General features: G+C 65.9%; 12 protein-coding genes. 2 read left to right on the top strand and 10 right to left on the bottom strand.

Translation table 11 applies throughout. The features are described 5' to 3' along the window. Positions 1-19: 19 nt before the first annotated feature. Entirely contained in the window at positions 20-415 is a 396-nt protein-coding gene (locus tag G3O06_RS31515; RefSeq protein WP_174915394.1) for an acyl-CoA thioesterase, read from the top strand. Positions 416-464: 49 nt separating this feature from the next. Here the strand turns inward: G3O06_RS31515 and G3O06_RS31510 are convergent, their stop codons facing one another. After that, positions 465-947, bottom strand: coding sequence for a nitrate reductase associated protein (locus G3O06_RS31510; protein WP_174915395.1), 483 nt, complete (start codon positions 945-947; stop codon positions 465-467). Positions 948-1068: 121 nt separating this feature from the next. On the opposite strand from G3O06_RS31510, the gene fdhD reads away from it, so the two are divergent. Beyond that, positions 1069-1905 (top strand): formate dehydrogenase accessory sulfurtransferase FdhD, encoded by an 837-nt coding sequence (fdhD, locus tag G3O06_RS31505; RefSeq protein WP_205818530.1) that lies wholly within the window; start codon positions 1069-1071, stop codon positions 1903-1905. Between the two features lie 51 nt (positions 1906-1956). Here the strand turns inward: fdhD and G3O06_RS31500 are convergent, their stop codons facing one another. The 9 genes from G3O06_RS31500 to G3O06_RS31460 form a co-directional block, all read right to left on the bottom strand. Then, the gene (locus tag G3O06_RS31500) at positions 1957-2724 is read right to left on the bottom strand and encodes an enoyl-CoA hydratase (RefSeq protein ID WP_174973297.1); all 768 of its coding nucleotides are present in this window, start codon (positions 2722-2724) and stop codon (positions 1957-1959) included. Positions 2725-2815: 91 nt separating this feature from the next. Beyond that, positions 2816-4015 carry an acetyl-CoA C-acyltransferase gene (locus G3O06_RS31495; protein WP_085042369.1) on the bottom strand — a complete coding sequence of 400 codons (1200 nt, stop codon included), beginning with the start codon at positions 4013-4015 and terminating at the stop codon, positions 2816-2818. 27 nt (positions 4016-4042) lie between these two features. Further along, positions 4043-6478, bottom strand: coding sequence for a 3-hydroxyacyl-CoA dehydrogenase/enoyl-CoA hydratase family protein (locus G3O06_RS31490; protein ID WP_174915398.1), 2436 nt, complete (start codon positions 6476-6478; stop codon positions 4043-4045). Between the two features lie 113 nt (positions 6479-6591). Continuing rightward, the gene (locus G3O06_RS31485) at positions 6592-8379 is read right to left on the bottom strand and encodes an acyl-CoA dehydrogenase C-terminal domain-containing protein (protein ID WP_174997327.1); all 1788 of its coding nucleotides are present in this window, start codon (positions 8377-8379) and stop codon (positions 6592-6594) included. A gap of 58 nt (positions 8380-8437) precedes the next feature. Beyond that, the gene (locus G3O06_RS31480; protein ID WP_006751498.1) at positions 8438-9037 is read right to left on the bottom strand and encodes a TetR/AcrR family transcriptional regulator; all 600 of its coding nucleotides are present in this window, start codon (positions 9035-9037) and stop codon (positions 8438-8440) included. A gap of 199 nt (positions 9038-9236) precedes the next feature. Continuing rightward, positions 9237-10511, bottom strand: coding sequence for a cardiolipin synthase ClsB (gene clsB / locus G3O06_RS31475; protein ID WP_174915400.1), 1275 nt, complete (start codon positions 10509-10511; stop codon positions 9237-9239). Beyond that, complete coding sequence (gene nudB / locus G3O06_RS31470; RefSeq protein WP_174973291.1) at positions 10508-11002, bottom strand: dihydroneopterin triphosphate diphosphatase; 495 nt, start codon at positions 11000-11002, stop codon at positions 10508-10510. Before nudB ends, clsB begins: the two co-directional genes overlap by 4 nt. Positions 11003-11160: 158 nt before the next feature. Beyond that, positions 11161-12963, bottom strand: coding sequence for an aspartate--tRNA ligase (gene aspS / locus G3O06_RS31465; RefSeq protein ID WP_122946242.1), 1803 nt, complete (start codon positions 12961-12963; stop codon positions 11161-11163). A gap of 67 nt (positions 12964-13030) precedes the next feature. Then, positions 13031-13681, bottom strand: a complete 651-nt coding sequence (locus G3O06_RS31460; protein WP_011353157.1) for a DUF502 domain-containing protein — start codon at positions 13679-13681, stop codon at positions 13031-13033. Positions 13682-13743 lie beyond the last annotated feature (62 nt).

Genomic DNA, 13743 nt, shown 5'->3' with positions numbered 1-13743 from the left:
CAGGATGAAAGCCCCCGCCATGACCGATTCGACCCTCGAACTCCCGCAAAAGCAGCCCGCGCTGCGCGTCGTCCCGCAACCGCACGACGCGAACGTCCACGGCGACGTGTTCGGCGGCTGGATCATGTCGCAGGTCGACATCGCCGGCTCGATCCCCGCGAGCCAGCGCGCGAACGGCCGCGTCGCGACGGTCGCGGTCAACTCATTCATATTCAAGCAGCCGGTGTTCGTCGGCGATCTGCTGAGCTTCTACGCGACCATCACGCGCACCGGCAACACGTCGATCACGGTCGACGTCGAGGTGTACGCGCAGCGCATGCGCCTGATGGGGGAAGTCGTGAAGGTCACCGAAGCGACGCTCACCTACGTCGCGACCGGCACCGACCGCAAGCCGCGGCAACTGCCGCCGCTCTGACGGGCGAGCGCCGCACGACGGCGCCCTCCGCCTGCTGCGGCCCGTCACGTCAGTGCGTGGCCGTCAGCCCGAACTCCCGCATCGCGGGCAGGAAATCGTGGTTCAGCTTCGGCTTGCGCGACAGCTTCACCAGCACGTAGCGCTGGAACGGCGCGAGCCGCTGCCACTGCGCGAGCTCGGGCGCCATCAGCCCGGCCAGTGCGCTCTGCTGCACGAGCGACTCCGGCACGATGTCGGTGGAGCGCCAGGTCGGCCGCTCGTCCGGCTGGAACCACGATGGTTCCAGATCCGCGTGCGTGCGGAGCATTTCGAACAGCGCGTGATCGAAGTTGGGCTCGATCGCGGTGTCGTCGTCGGCCGGAAAGCGCGCGAGCAGCTTGCGATCCTCGAGCGGCAGCAACTGCCACTGCTCCAGCGAAATCCGCAGACCGAAACGGTCGAGATTGAAACGCACGATCATCGGGATGTACGTGAAGTTTTCCGACGAATCGTGTTCGAAGGCGAATAGCAGTGGAGCGTCGCTGAGTCCCATGATCGTTACCTGATGTGGCGGATACCGGCGCGGCCGGCTTGCCTGAGGTATTTTAGAACCTCTGCGCGCGGGCGGCGGATACGATTGCCGCCGCCCGCGCGCCGAATCAACGGGAGTGCTCGTGAATCCGACCGAATCCGGTGAAATGCGCGACGAACCGCGCGGCGCGATCGAACTGTCCGTGCGCCGCACGCGCAGCGGCGCCGTAGAAACCGCGCACGACTACGTGGGCCAGGAATGGCCCGTCGCGCTCGTCTTCAACGGCATCTCGCACGCGGTGATGATGTGTACGCCGTGCGACCTCGAAGCGTTCGCGGTCGGGTTCGCGATCTCGGAAGGGATCGTCGCGCGCGGCAGCGACATCAAGGACATCGAGGTGATCCTGCACGCCGACGCACCGCTGCCGCATGCGGAAGTCCACCTGGAGGTCGTCCAGCAGGCATTCGCCGCGCTGAAGAACCGGCGCCGCGCGCTCGCCGGGCGCACCGGCTGCGGCGTCTGCGGGATCGAAAGCATCGACCTGCTCGACCTCGCGCCCGAACGCGTGCCCGATACGGGCTTTCTCGCGCGCCTCGCCCCCGACGCGCTGACGCGCGCGGCGCAAGCGCTGCCGGCCCACCAGGCGCTCACGCGGCTCACGGGCGGCCTGCATGCGGCCGCATGGTGCGACGCAACAGGTGCGATCCGGATGGCGTTCGAGGACGTCGGCCGCCACAACGCGCTCGACAAGCTGATCGGCTCGCTCGTGCTGTCGCGCGCCGACGCGACCGACGGCTTCGTGTTCCTGTCGAGCCGCGCGAGCTACGAGCTCGTGCGCAAGGCGGCACGGGTCGGCATCCCGCTGGTGGCAACGATCTCCGCGCCGTCGTCGCTCGCGATCGAGATCGCAAAAGCGGCCGGCTTGCGGCTCGTCAGCTTCTGCCGCGAAACCGGCCACGTCGATTACGGCACCGCCTGATCGCGATCGCGGGCGCGCGCCGGCGGTCGATCGCCGGCGCGGCCTGCTCCGTCAGTCGAACTGACGGAAATCCGGCTTGCGCTTCTCGAAGAATGCCGTCATCGCCTCGCGCGCCTCCGGTGCGCGCAGCATCGCGGCGAAGTGGCCCGCTTCCTCGGCCATCCGCGCCTGCGTCGCCACGCCGCCCGTATCCTTCAGCAGCGCCTTCGTCACACGCAGCGATGCCGCCGGCAGCGCCGCAAGCTTCGCCGCCTGCTTCGCCGCGAACGCGTCGAGCTCGGCCGCCGGCAGCACGCGGTTGACGATGCCGATCCGGTGCGCTTCCAGTGCGTCGAATGCCTCGCCGAGCAGCAGCTTCTCGGCCGCGACCTGATGGCCGGCCAGACGCGGCAGCAGCACGCTCGACGCGGCTTCCGGGCACAGCCCGAGCTGCGTGAACGGCAGCGAGAACGTCGCGGTGTCGGCCGCGTACACGAGATCGCAATGCAGCAGCATCGTCACGCCGACGCCGATCGCCAGGCCCGGCACCGCGGCCACGATCGGCTTGCTCGCGCTGCTGATCCGCGCAAGAAACTGGAACACCGGCGCGGTGTCGTCCTTCGGCGGCGACTTCAGGAAATCCTCGAGATCGTTCCCCGAGGTGAAGTTGCCGTCGCCACCGCGCAGCAGGATCACGCGAATCGCCTTGTCTTCCTGGGCTTCGGCGAGCGCGTCGGCCATCGTCTGGTACATCGCCGCCGTCAGCGCGTTCTTCTTCGCCGGGCGCGCGATCGTGATCGTCATCACGCCATCGGCGCGTTCCACTTGAATTTCGGCCACAACCGTCTCCTTTGACTTTCCTCTATCGGAATGAAAAAACGGTGCGCGAGCTCGTGGCCCGCGCACCGTCGTCGCTCTTGTCGCGCTCCGCTTACAGGCGTTCGATGATGCCCGCGGCGCCCATGCCGGTGCCGACGCACATCGTGACCATCCCGTACTTCAGGTTGCGGCGGCGCAGGCCGTGCACGACGGTCGCCGCGCGGATCGCGCCGGTCGCGCCGAGCGGGTGGCCCAGTGCGATCGCGCCGCCCATCGGGTTGACCTTCGACGGGTCGAGGCCGAGATCGCGCATCACCGCCAGCGATTGCGCGGCGAACGCTTCGTTCAGCTCGATCCAGTCGAGATCGTCCTGCTTCAGGCCGGCGGCCTTCAGCGCGGCCGGAATCGCTTCCTTCGGACCGATGCCCATGATTTCCGGCGGCACGCCACGCACCGCGAAGCTCACGAAGCGCGCGAGCGGCGTCAGGTTGAATTCCTTGAGCACCTTCTCCGACACGACGAGCAGCGCGCCCGCGCCGTCCGACGTCTGCGAGCTGTTGCCGGCCGTGACCGAGCCCTTGTTCGCGAACACCGTGCGCAGCTTCGCGAGGCCCTCGATCGACGTATCCGCACGCGGACCTTCGTCGAGCGCGATCTCGCGCGTCTTCACGTCGACTTCACCCGTCGCGAGGTTCGGGAAACGCTCGGTGAGCGTGTACGCGGCGATCTCGTCGTTGAACTCGCCGGCCTGCTGTGCGGCGAGCGCCTTGCGGTGCGACTCGACCGAGAACGCGTCCTGGTCTTCGCGGCTCACCTTCCACTGCTCGGCGACGCGCTCGGCCGTCAGGCCCATCCCGTACGCGATGCCGAAGTCTTCATTGCGATCGAAAATGTGCGGCGACATCGACGGCTTGTTGCCCATCATCGGCACCATGCTCATCGATTCGCAGCCGCCCGCGAATATCGCGTCCGATTCGCCGACGCGGATGCGGTCGGCCGCCATTGCCAGCGCCGTGATGCCCGACGCGCAGAAACGGTTGACCGTCACGCCGCCGACCGTCTGCGGCAGGCCCGCGAGCAGCGCGCCCATCCGCGCGACGTTCAGGCCCTGCTCAGCTTCCGGAATCGCACAGCCGATGATCGCGTCTTCGATCAGCTTCGTGTCGAAGCCGGGCACCTGCGCAACCGCCGACTTGATCGCGTGGACCAGCAGCTCGTCCGGGCGCGTGTTCTTGAAGACACCGCGCGGGGCCTTGCCGATCGGCGTGCGGCTGGCGGCGACGATGTATGCGTCTTGCAATTGTTTGCTCATTTGAGACTCCTTGCCTTATCCGCTCGCTCAGTTACGCACCGGCTTGCCGGTCTGCAACATGCCCATGATCCGTTCCTGCGTCTTCTGCGTGCCGAGCAGCTCGACGAACGCACGGCGCTCCAGCGCGAGCAGCCACTGCTCGTCGACGAGGCTGCCGGCTTCGACGTCGCCGCCGCACACGGCTTCGGCGATACGGCTCGCGATCAGGTAGTCGTGGTCGCTGATGAAGCGGCCGTCACGCATGTTGACGAGCGATGCCTTGATCGTCGCGATCGCCGAACGGCCTGCGACCGGCACGTCCTTCGCGCGCAGCGGTGCGCGGTAGCCGGTGGCGGCCAGCGCACGCGCTTCCTTCTTCGCAGTGTCGAGCAGTTCGAACACGTTGAAGATGATCGTGTCGGACGGCTTCACGTAACCCATCGCACGGGCATCGTGCGCGGACGCCGAGACCTTCGCCATCGCCGCGTTCTCGAACGACTTCGTGACGAACTTCAGGATGTCGGTGGTCGCGTTCGCGGCCGTCGCGGCGTCCGCTGCGCGCAGCGCTGCTTCCTTCAGGCCGCCGCCCGCCGGCACGAGGCCGACGCCCACTTCGACGAGACCGATGTAGCTCTCGACGTGCACGACGCGCTTCGCGCTGTGCAGCATCAGCTCGCACCCGCCGCCGAGCGCGATGCCCGACACGGCTGCGACGACCGGCACGTTCGCGTACTTCACGCGCAGCATGCCTTCCTGGAACTTCTTCACGAACGGCTCGATACCCTTCGCGCCGCCCATCATGAACGCGGGCATCGCCTCTTCGAGGTTCGCGCCGGCCGAGAACGGGCCGCCCGGCGTGCCGAGCTTCAGCGACGTCGGCTGCCAGATCACCACGCCCTTGTAGTCCTTCTCCGCGAGTTCGATCGCCTGCACGAGGCCGTCGATCACGCTCGGTCCGATCGTGTTCATCTTCGACTTGAACGACACGATCACGACGTCGTCTTCACCCGCGCGGTCGTCGACCCAGGCACGCACCGCGTCGGTTTCGAACAGCGTCTTGCCGTACGTCTTCGGATCGGCCCCGGCTTCGCCGAGCAGCGGCGCGCGGAATACCTGCTTGTCGTAGACCGCGAGGTCCGAACGCGGCACGAAGCGCTGCGCTGCCGGCGCCCACGAGCCTTCGGCCGTGTGCACGCCGCCCTTCTCGGCGACTGCGCCTTCGAGCACCCACGACGGCAGCGGCACGTTCGCGAGCGCCTTGCCGGCCGCGATGTCTTCCTGCACCCACTCGGCGACCTGCTTCCAGCCGGCGGCCTGCCAACCTTCGAACGGGCCTTCGTTCCAGCCGAAGCCCCAGCGGATCGCGAGGTCGACGTCGCGCGCGTTGTCGGCGATCGATTCGAGATGCACGCCGATGTAGTGGAACACGTCACGGAAGATCGACCACAGGAACTGCGCGTGCGGATGGTCCGTTTCACGCAGCAGCTTCAGGCGTTCTGCCGGCGGGCGCTTCAGGATGCGGCCGACGGTTTCGTCCGCCTTCGCGCCCGAATCCACGTAGGTGCCCGTCTTCGCGTCGAGCACCTTGATCGCCTTGCCTTCCTTCTTGTAGAAACCGCCGCCCGTCTTCTGGCCGAGCGCACCCTGCTTCACCAGTTCGGCGAGCACGGCAGGCGTCTGGTAGACCGGGAAGAACGGATCGTCGGCGAGGTTGTCCTGCATCGTCTTGATCACGTGCGCCATCGTGTCGAGGCCGACCACGTCCGCGGTGCGGAACGTTGCCGACTTCGCGCGGCCGAGGCGGCTGCCCGTCAGGTCGTCGACTTCGTCGAAACGCAGGCCGAACTTCGCGGCCTCGGTGATCACGGCCAGGATCGAGAAGATGCCGACGCGGTTCGCGATGAAGTTCGGCGTATCCTTCGCGCGCACGACGCCCTTGCCGACGATGCTCGTCAGGAAGGTTTCGAGCTGGTCGAGGATCTCCGGACGCGTATGCGCGGTCGGGATCAGCTCGACGAGGTGCATGTAGCGCGGCGGGTTGAAGAAGTGCACGCCGCAGAAGCGCGACTTCAGCTCGTCCGAGAAACCTTCGGACAGCTTCGTGATCGACAGGCCCGACGTGTTGGTCGCGAAGATCGCGTTCGGCGCGATGTGCGGCGCGACCTTCTTGTACAGGTCGTGCTTCCAGTCCATCCGCTCGGCGATCGCTTCGATCACGACGTCGCACTCGGCGAGCTTCGCGATGTCGTCTTCGTAGTTCGCTGCTTCGAGGTACTTCGCGTCGTCCTTCACGCCGAACGGCGCGGGCGACAGCTTCTTCAGGTTCTCGATCGCCTTCAGCGCGATCGCGTTTTTCGGGCCTTCCTTGGCCGGCAGGTCGAACAGCAGCACCGGCACGCGCGCGTTGATGAGGTGCGCGGCGATCTGCGCGCCCATCACGCCGGCGCCCAGCACGGCGACCTTGCGAATCAGGAAATTGCTCACGGGATGTCTCCGGATAGTGTCGTGCAGCGCGGGAGGTGTGGGCTGCACGGCGAAGTGAGTACCAGGAACCGTTGCGTTCGGGCGGCGCGCATCGCACCCCGCCCGGAATCGCGTCAGAACAGCGATTCGTCGACTTCCATCATCGTCTTCGAACCGGCGCGTGCGGCGCGGATCGTCGACGCCGTCTCGGGCAGCAGGCGCGCGAAGTAGAAGCGTGCCGTCGCGAGCTTCGACTTGTAGAACGGATCGCCCGACGCTTCCTTGTCGAGTGCGAGGCGCGCCATGCGCGCCCAGAAGTACGAGAACACCAGGTGGCCGACGGTACGCAGGTACGGCACGGCGGCAGCGCCGACTTCGTCCGGGTTCTGCATCGCCTTCATGCCGATTTCCATCGTCAGCTTCTGCACCTTGTCGCCGATGTCGGCGAGCGGGTTGATGAACTCGGCCATTTCCGGCTTCACGCCTTCGGCTTCCGCGAATTCCGTGACGAGCTTGCCGAACTTCTTCAGCTTCGCGCCCATGTCGCCGAGCACCTTGCGGCCCAGCAGGTCGAGCGACTGGATCGAGTTCGTGCCTTCGTAGATCATGTTGATCCGCGCGTCGCGCACGTATTGCTCCATGCCCCACTCGGAGATGAAGCCGTGGCCGCCGTAGATCTGCATCGCATGGTTGGTCGACTCGAACGCGTTGTCGGTCAGGAACGCCTTGATGATCGGCGTGAGCAGCGCGACGAGATCGGCTGCTTCCTTGCGCACCGCTTCGTCACCGTGCGACAGTTCCTTGTCGATCTGCAGCGCGGACCAGTACGTGAACGCGCGCGCGCCTTCGGCGTAGGCCTTCTGCGTGAGCAGCATGCGGCGCACGTCCGGGTGCACGATGATCGGGTCGGCCGGCTTGTCCGGTGCCTTCGGGCCCGTCAGCGAGCGCATCTGCAGGCGCTCCTTCGCATACGTGAGCGAGTTCTGGTACGCGACTTCCGTGAGGCCGAGGCCCTGCATGCCGACGCCGAGGCGCGCGGCATTCATCATCACGAACATTGCGTTCAAGCCCTTGTTCGGCTCGCCGACCAGCCAGCCCTTCGCGCCGTCGAGGTTCATCACGCACGTCGAGTTGCCGTGGATGCCCATCTTGTGCTCGATCGAGCCGCACTTGATGCCGTTGCGCTCGCCCGGCTCGCCCGCTGCGTCGGGGATGAACTTCGGCACGATGAACAGCGAGATCCCCTTGGTGCCCTGCGGCGCGTCCGGCAGGCGCGCGAGCACGAGGTGGATGATGTTCTTCGACATGTCGTGCTCGCCGCTCGAGATGAAGATCTTCGTGCCGCTGATCGAGTACGAGCCGTCGCCGTTGGGTTCGGCCTTGGTGCGCAGGATGCCGAGGTCGGTGCCGCAGTGCGGCTCGGTCAGGCACATCGTGCCCGTCCATTCGCCCGACACGAGCTTCGGCAGGTAGCGCTGCTGCAGTTCCGGCGCGCCGTGCGCGTGCAGGCACTCGTAGGCGCCGTGCGACAGGCCCGGATACATCGTCCATGCCTGGTTCGCCGAGTTCAGCATTTCGTAGAGCGCGTTGTTCACGAACGCGGGCAGGCCCTGGCCGCCGTAGTCCGGATCGCAGCCGAGTGCCGGCCAGCCGGCCTCGACGTATTGCTGATAGGCTTCCTTGAAGCCGGTCGGGGTCTTCACGACGCCGTCGCCTTCATACGTGCAGCCTTCACGGTCGCCGACCTGGTTCAGCGGGAACAGTACCTCGGAGCAGAACTTGCCCGCTTCCTCGAGGACCTGGTTGATCGTGTCGGCGTCGAGGTCCGCATGCTTGGGCATTTGCTTGACTTCGGCTTCGACATTCAGAAGCTCGTGCAACACGAATTGCATGTCGCGCAGCGGCGCGGCGTACTGTCCCATGACTCTCTCCAAAGGTGGGCAAAACGGCTCGAGCTCCTGGCGGGCGGATCACGCTCCGCTAACGGCTCTCGCTCTGATACGAAACAATCGTCTTTTCCAGCGCGGCCCACGTGAGGCGCACGGCGTCCGGCGAATGCAGGAAGCGTGCGTCGTGATGCAGGCCGAGCGTGAAGCTGTACAACTCGAAGAGCATCAGGTCCGGATCCGTATCCGCACGCAGATGGCCTTCTTCCTTCGCCTGCGAAATGGCACGCAGCATCGCGGCACGCCAGGCCGTCACGCTTGCGATCAACTGCTCGCGCACGGGGCTGTCAGGCCGGTCGTCGTACTCGACGGCACCGCTGATGTAGATGCATCCGGTCGTCACCTCCTGGATGCGCTTCTCCGTCCAGCGGGCCAGCATCGCCCGAAGGCGCGGCAAGCCTCGCGGCTCGCGCAGGCTCGGAAAGAACACCTCGTTTTCGAAACGATGGTGATACTCGCGGACGACCTCGACCTGCAGGTCTTCACGCGATCCGAAGTGCGCGAACACACCGCTCTTGCTCATCTGCATGCGCTCGGCCAGCAGGCCGATCGTCAGCCCCTCCAGCCCGTCCCGGCTGGCGAGGTCCAAAGCAGCTTCAAGTATCGCGGCACGCGTCTGTTCGCCTTTTCGCATAGCTATTTCTGTAACCGTTCGGGGGTTCGAATAAAATCGAACGGCCGTACTATTATTGAGTGCGGCCGCTCGCGAAACAAGGAAATTATTAGAAACCGGTGTCTAACCGAGCCGCTATTTTGCGCGATTCCGGCGGGACCGGAGCGGCTTTTCCGCACGAACGTGCGGACAGATTTTTGAAGCGAACGCTTAGTCTTCGTCAGTCGTAACCGCCGACCGTCAGCGCCTTCATCACGACGCGATACGCCGTATAGGCGAGCCAGTTCAGCAAGCGCTCGATGCGCGGGCGCGCAGCGAACCGGGCGGGGTCGATTTCCCGGCCGTCGGCGAACGCGGCCGCGATCGCATCGCGCAGTTCGTTCGTGACAGCATCGTAGCGCACCAGCACGACATTCGCCTCATTGTTCAACATCAGGCTCAGCGCGTCCAGGTTCGATGAGCCGACCGTCGCCCAGTTGTCGTCGATCACGGCCACCTTGCCGTGCAGCATCGTCCTGTCGTACTCCGCCACGCGCACGCCGGCGCGCAGCAGCGCGTGATAGAGGAACGGCACGGCCGTGTCGAGCGCCGCGAATTCCTTGCGGCCGATCAGGATCCGCACATCGACGCCGCGTCGCGCGGCGCCCGTCAGCGCACGGCGCAGCTTGCGCCCCGGCATGAAGTACGGATTGGCAAGCAGGATCCGCTGGCGCGCCTGGCCGATCGCCGCGAGATACGCCTTCTCGATCGCGCGGCGGTTCACGACGTTGTCGCGCGCGACGAACGCGACGCTCGGCTCCGTCACGACCCGCAGCGCGCCGGCCTTGACCCACCGGTGGCTGCGCATCCAGCGCCGGAACATGTCGGGGAACGCTTCGCCGCCATGCAGTCCGGCCGCGTATTGCGCATACGGCTTGTGGCCGAACATGATGCGGTGCCACTGCAGTTCGAACGCGGCGCGCACGTCGGACACCGCGGGCCCCGCCATCTCGACCGCGAAATCCCAGCGCGGAAACGGCAGCGTCGTGCCGCCCTGCGCATAGTCGTCGATGATGTTGATGCCGCCGCAGAACGCGACCGCGTGATCGATCACCGCGAGCTTGCGATGCGTGCGCGAGAAGCCGAAGCGGCCGAACAGGAAGCGGTTGTAGATGCAGTGCTCGACGCCGGCCGCCACCCACGAGTCGAACAGCGGCAGGCGTGCGGTGCCGATGCCGTCGGTGATCACGCGCACGCGCACGCCGCGCTGTGCCGCGCGGATCAGCGCGTCCGACACCGGCCGGCCGGCCGCGTCGTCGCAGAAGATGTAGGTTTCGAGCATCACCTGCTCGCGGGCGGCATCGATCCGCTCGATCAATGCCCGGAAGAATGCGCCGCCGCCCTCGCACAGCCGCACGGTGTTGCCCGACGTGAAGGCGAGCCGCGACGCGGAACCGCGTTCCTGCAGGAACATCTGCCGCAATTGCGCGAAGCGCTTGCGGGCTTCCGCCGTCATGCGGACGAGCCGTGCGGCGCGCGCGACAGTGCCACGCGGGCGGGCAGTTGCAGGATCGCCTCGGCATTCGACGGCGAGAAGCAGCGTGCGGCCGCCTCGCGGAACGGCAGCCACGCATGGTCGACATGCTCGCGCGGCGACAGCGTCACGTCGACGCGATGCGGCACGCACAGGCCGAACCAGTGCTCGACGTTGCGCGTGACACCCGGTGCATAGCGGTGCAGGTATTGCGGATAGATCGCGTATTCGATCTTGTGGCGCCAGTCGACGAGCGCACTGGCAGGCACGTCCGGCGTGCCGGTCGCGATGCCGGTTTCCTCGGCCACTTCGCGTGCGGCGGTGACTGAGAGCGGCTCATCGAGCGCGTCCTTCGAGCCAGTCACCGATTGCCAGAAATCGGGCTGGTCGGCACGCTTGATCACGAGCACATCGAGGTCGGGCGTGTAGATCACGACAAGAACGGATTCGGGGATTTTCGGCGGCTTCGTCATCTTTGTTTCATGCAGCACGGGGCCGCGCGCCGGGCAAGTGCTCCGAACGGGCGGCAAGTGCTGCGACTGTACCGCAAAAAACGAAAAAGGCGCATCGCTGCGCCTTTTCATGTGTGTCGTGTGCGCATGAACGCACACACGACCGGGTACGAAGTGCGTTACGCCTTCGGCTGTTCCGGCTGACGCAGACGGATGTGCAGTTCGCGCAGCTGACGCTCGTCGACCGGGCTCGGTGCTTGCGTGAGCAGATCCTGCGCACGCTGCGTCTTCGGGAATGCGATCACGTCGCGGATCGAATCGGCACCGGCCATCATCGTGACGATACGGTCGAGACCGAAGGCGATACCACCGTGCGGCGGCGCGCCGTACTGCAGTGCGTCCAGCAGGAAGCCGAACTTCAGCTGCGCTTCTTCCGCACCGATCTTCAGCGCACGGAACACCTTGCTCTGCACTTCCTCGCGGTGGATACGCACCGAGCCGCCACCGATTTCCCAGCCGTTCAGCACCATGTCGTAGGCCTTCGCGAGGCAACGGCCCGGATCCGTCTCGAGGTACTCGAGGTGCTCGTCCTTCGGGCTCGTGAACGGGTGGTGCGCCGCGACGTAGCGCGCGTCTTCGTCGTCGTATTCGAACATCGGGAAGTCGACGACCCACAGCGGCTTCCAGCCGGCATGGACGAGGCCGTTCGCCTTGCCGAATTCCGAATGGCCGATCTTCAGGCGCAGTGCGCCGAGGCTGTCGTTGACGACCTTCGCGCGGTCGGCCGCGAAGAAGATGATGTCGCCGTCTTCCGCGCCGGTGCGCTCGAGGATCGCCGCGATCGATGCGTCGTGCAGGTTCTTGACGATCGGGCTCTGCAGGCCGTCACGGCCCTTCGCCTTCTCGTTGACCTTGATCCAGGCGAGACCCTTCGCGCCGTAGATGCGCACGAATTCGGTGTAGCCGTCGATGTCGCCACGCGACAGCTCGCTGCCCTTCGGCACGCGCAGTGCCGCGACACGGCCGTCCTTCGCGTTGGCCGGCGTGCTGAACACCTTGAAGTCGACGTCCTTCATCGCGTCGGTCAGCTCGGTGAATTCGAGCTGCACGCGCAGGTCCGGCTTGTCCGAACCGAAACGCGCCATCGCTTCCGAGTACGGCATCACCGGGAATTTTGCGTCGAGTTCGACGTCGATCGTCGTCTTGAAGATGTGACGGATCATGTCTTCGAACAGGTCACGGATTTCCTGCTCGCCGAGGAACGACGTTTCGCAGTCGATCTGTGTGAATTCCGGCTGACGGTCGGCACGGAGGTCTTCGTCGCGGAAGCACTTGGTGATCTGGTAGTAACGGTCGAAGTTCGCGACCATCAGCAGCTGCTTGAACAGCTGCGGCGACTGCGGCAGCGCGAAGAACTGACCCGCGTTCGTGCGCGACGGCACGAGGTAGTCGCGTGCGCCTTCCGGCGTGCTCTTCGTCAGCATCGGCGTTTCGATGTCGATGAAGCCCTGCTCGTCGAGGTACTTGCGCGCTTCGATCGCGACGCGGTAGCGCAGGCGCAGGTTGTGCTGCATCTGCGGACGGCGCAGGTCGAGCACGCGGTGCGTGAGGCGCGTCGTTTCCGACAGGTTGTCGTCGTCGAGCTGGAACGGCGGCGTGACCGATGCGTTCAGCACGTTCAGTTCGTGGCACAGCACTTCGATCTTGCCGCTCTTCAGGCCGGCGTTGACCGTGCCTTCCGGACGGTTGCGCACGAGGCCCTTGATCTGCACGCAGAACTCGTTGCGCACGCCTTCGGCGGTCGCGAACATTTCCGCGCGATCCGGGTCGCACACCACCTGCACGAGGCCTTCACGATCGCGCAGGTCGATGAAGATCACACCGCCGTGATCGCGGCGGCGCTGCACCCAGCCGCACAGCGACACGGTTTGGCCCAGCAGGTGTTCGGTCACGAGACCGCAGTATTCAGTACGCATCGACATGATGTTTGCTTTCGTTCGGTTTGATCAACGGGCGCCGCAACGCGCGGCCCGGGCGATGATTCTTTACTTACAGCGGCGGCTCGACGGGGCGGCGTGCAGGCGCCGGAGCCGGCGCCGGGGGCGCCACCACGCCCATCGAGACGATGTACTTGAGCGCGGCATCGACCGACATGTCGAGTTCGATGACTTCGCTCTTCGGCAGCATCAGGAAGAAGCCCGACGTCGGGTTCGGCGTCGTCGGGATATAGACGCTCACGTATTCTTCCGTCAGATGATTGAGCACGTCGCCGCCCGGCGTGCCGGTCAGAAACGCGATCGTATACGAGCCGCGACGCGGGTATTCGATCAGCAGCGCCTTGCGGAACGCATTGCCGCTGCTCGACAGCAGCGTGTCCGACACCTGCTTGACGCTCGTGTAGATCGGCCCGACGACCGGGATGTGACGCACCACGGCGTTCCACCACGTGACGAGCTTCTGGCCGATGAAGTTCCGCGTGGCCAGCCCGACGACGAAGATGAACGCGAGCGTCAGCACCGCGCCGATCCCCGGCAGGTGGAAGCCGAGCATCCGCTCGGGCTGCCACGATTCGGGCAGCAGGAGCAGCGTCTGGTCCATCGTGCCGATGATGAGGCCGAGCACCCACAGCGTGATCGCGAGCGGGACGAGAACCAGCAGGCCGGTCAGAAACACCGATTTCAGGGTCGTCTTTTTCATCATCTGCCGTCAATGAACCGCGCCGGCGGCGCGGGTTGGTCGCAGCCCGGCCGGGCCGCGACGGG

The organism is Burkholderia sp. Ac-20345, assembly GCF_017104825.1.
Lineage (GTDB): Bacteria > Pseudomonadota > Gammaproteobacteria > Burkholderiales > Burkholderiaceae > Burkholderia > Burkholderia lata_B.
This window is presented reverse-complemented; position numbering and strand designations above follow the sequence as displayed.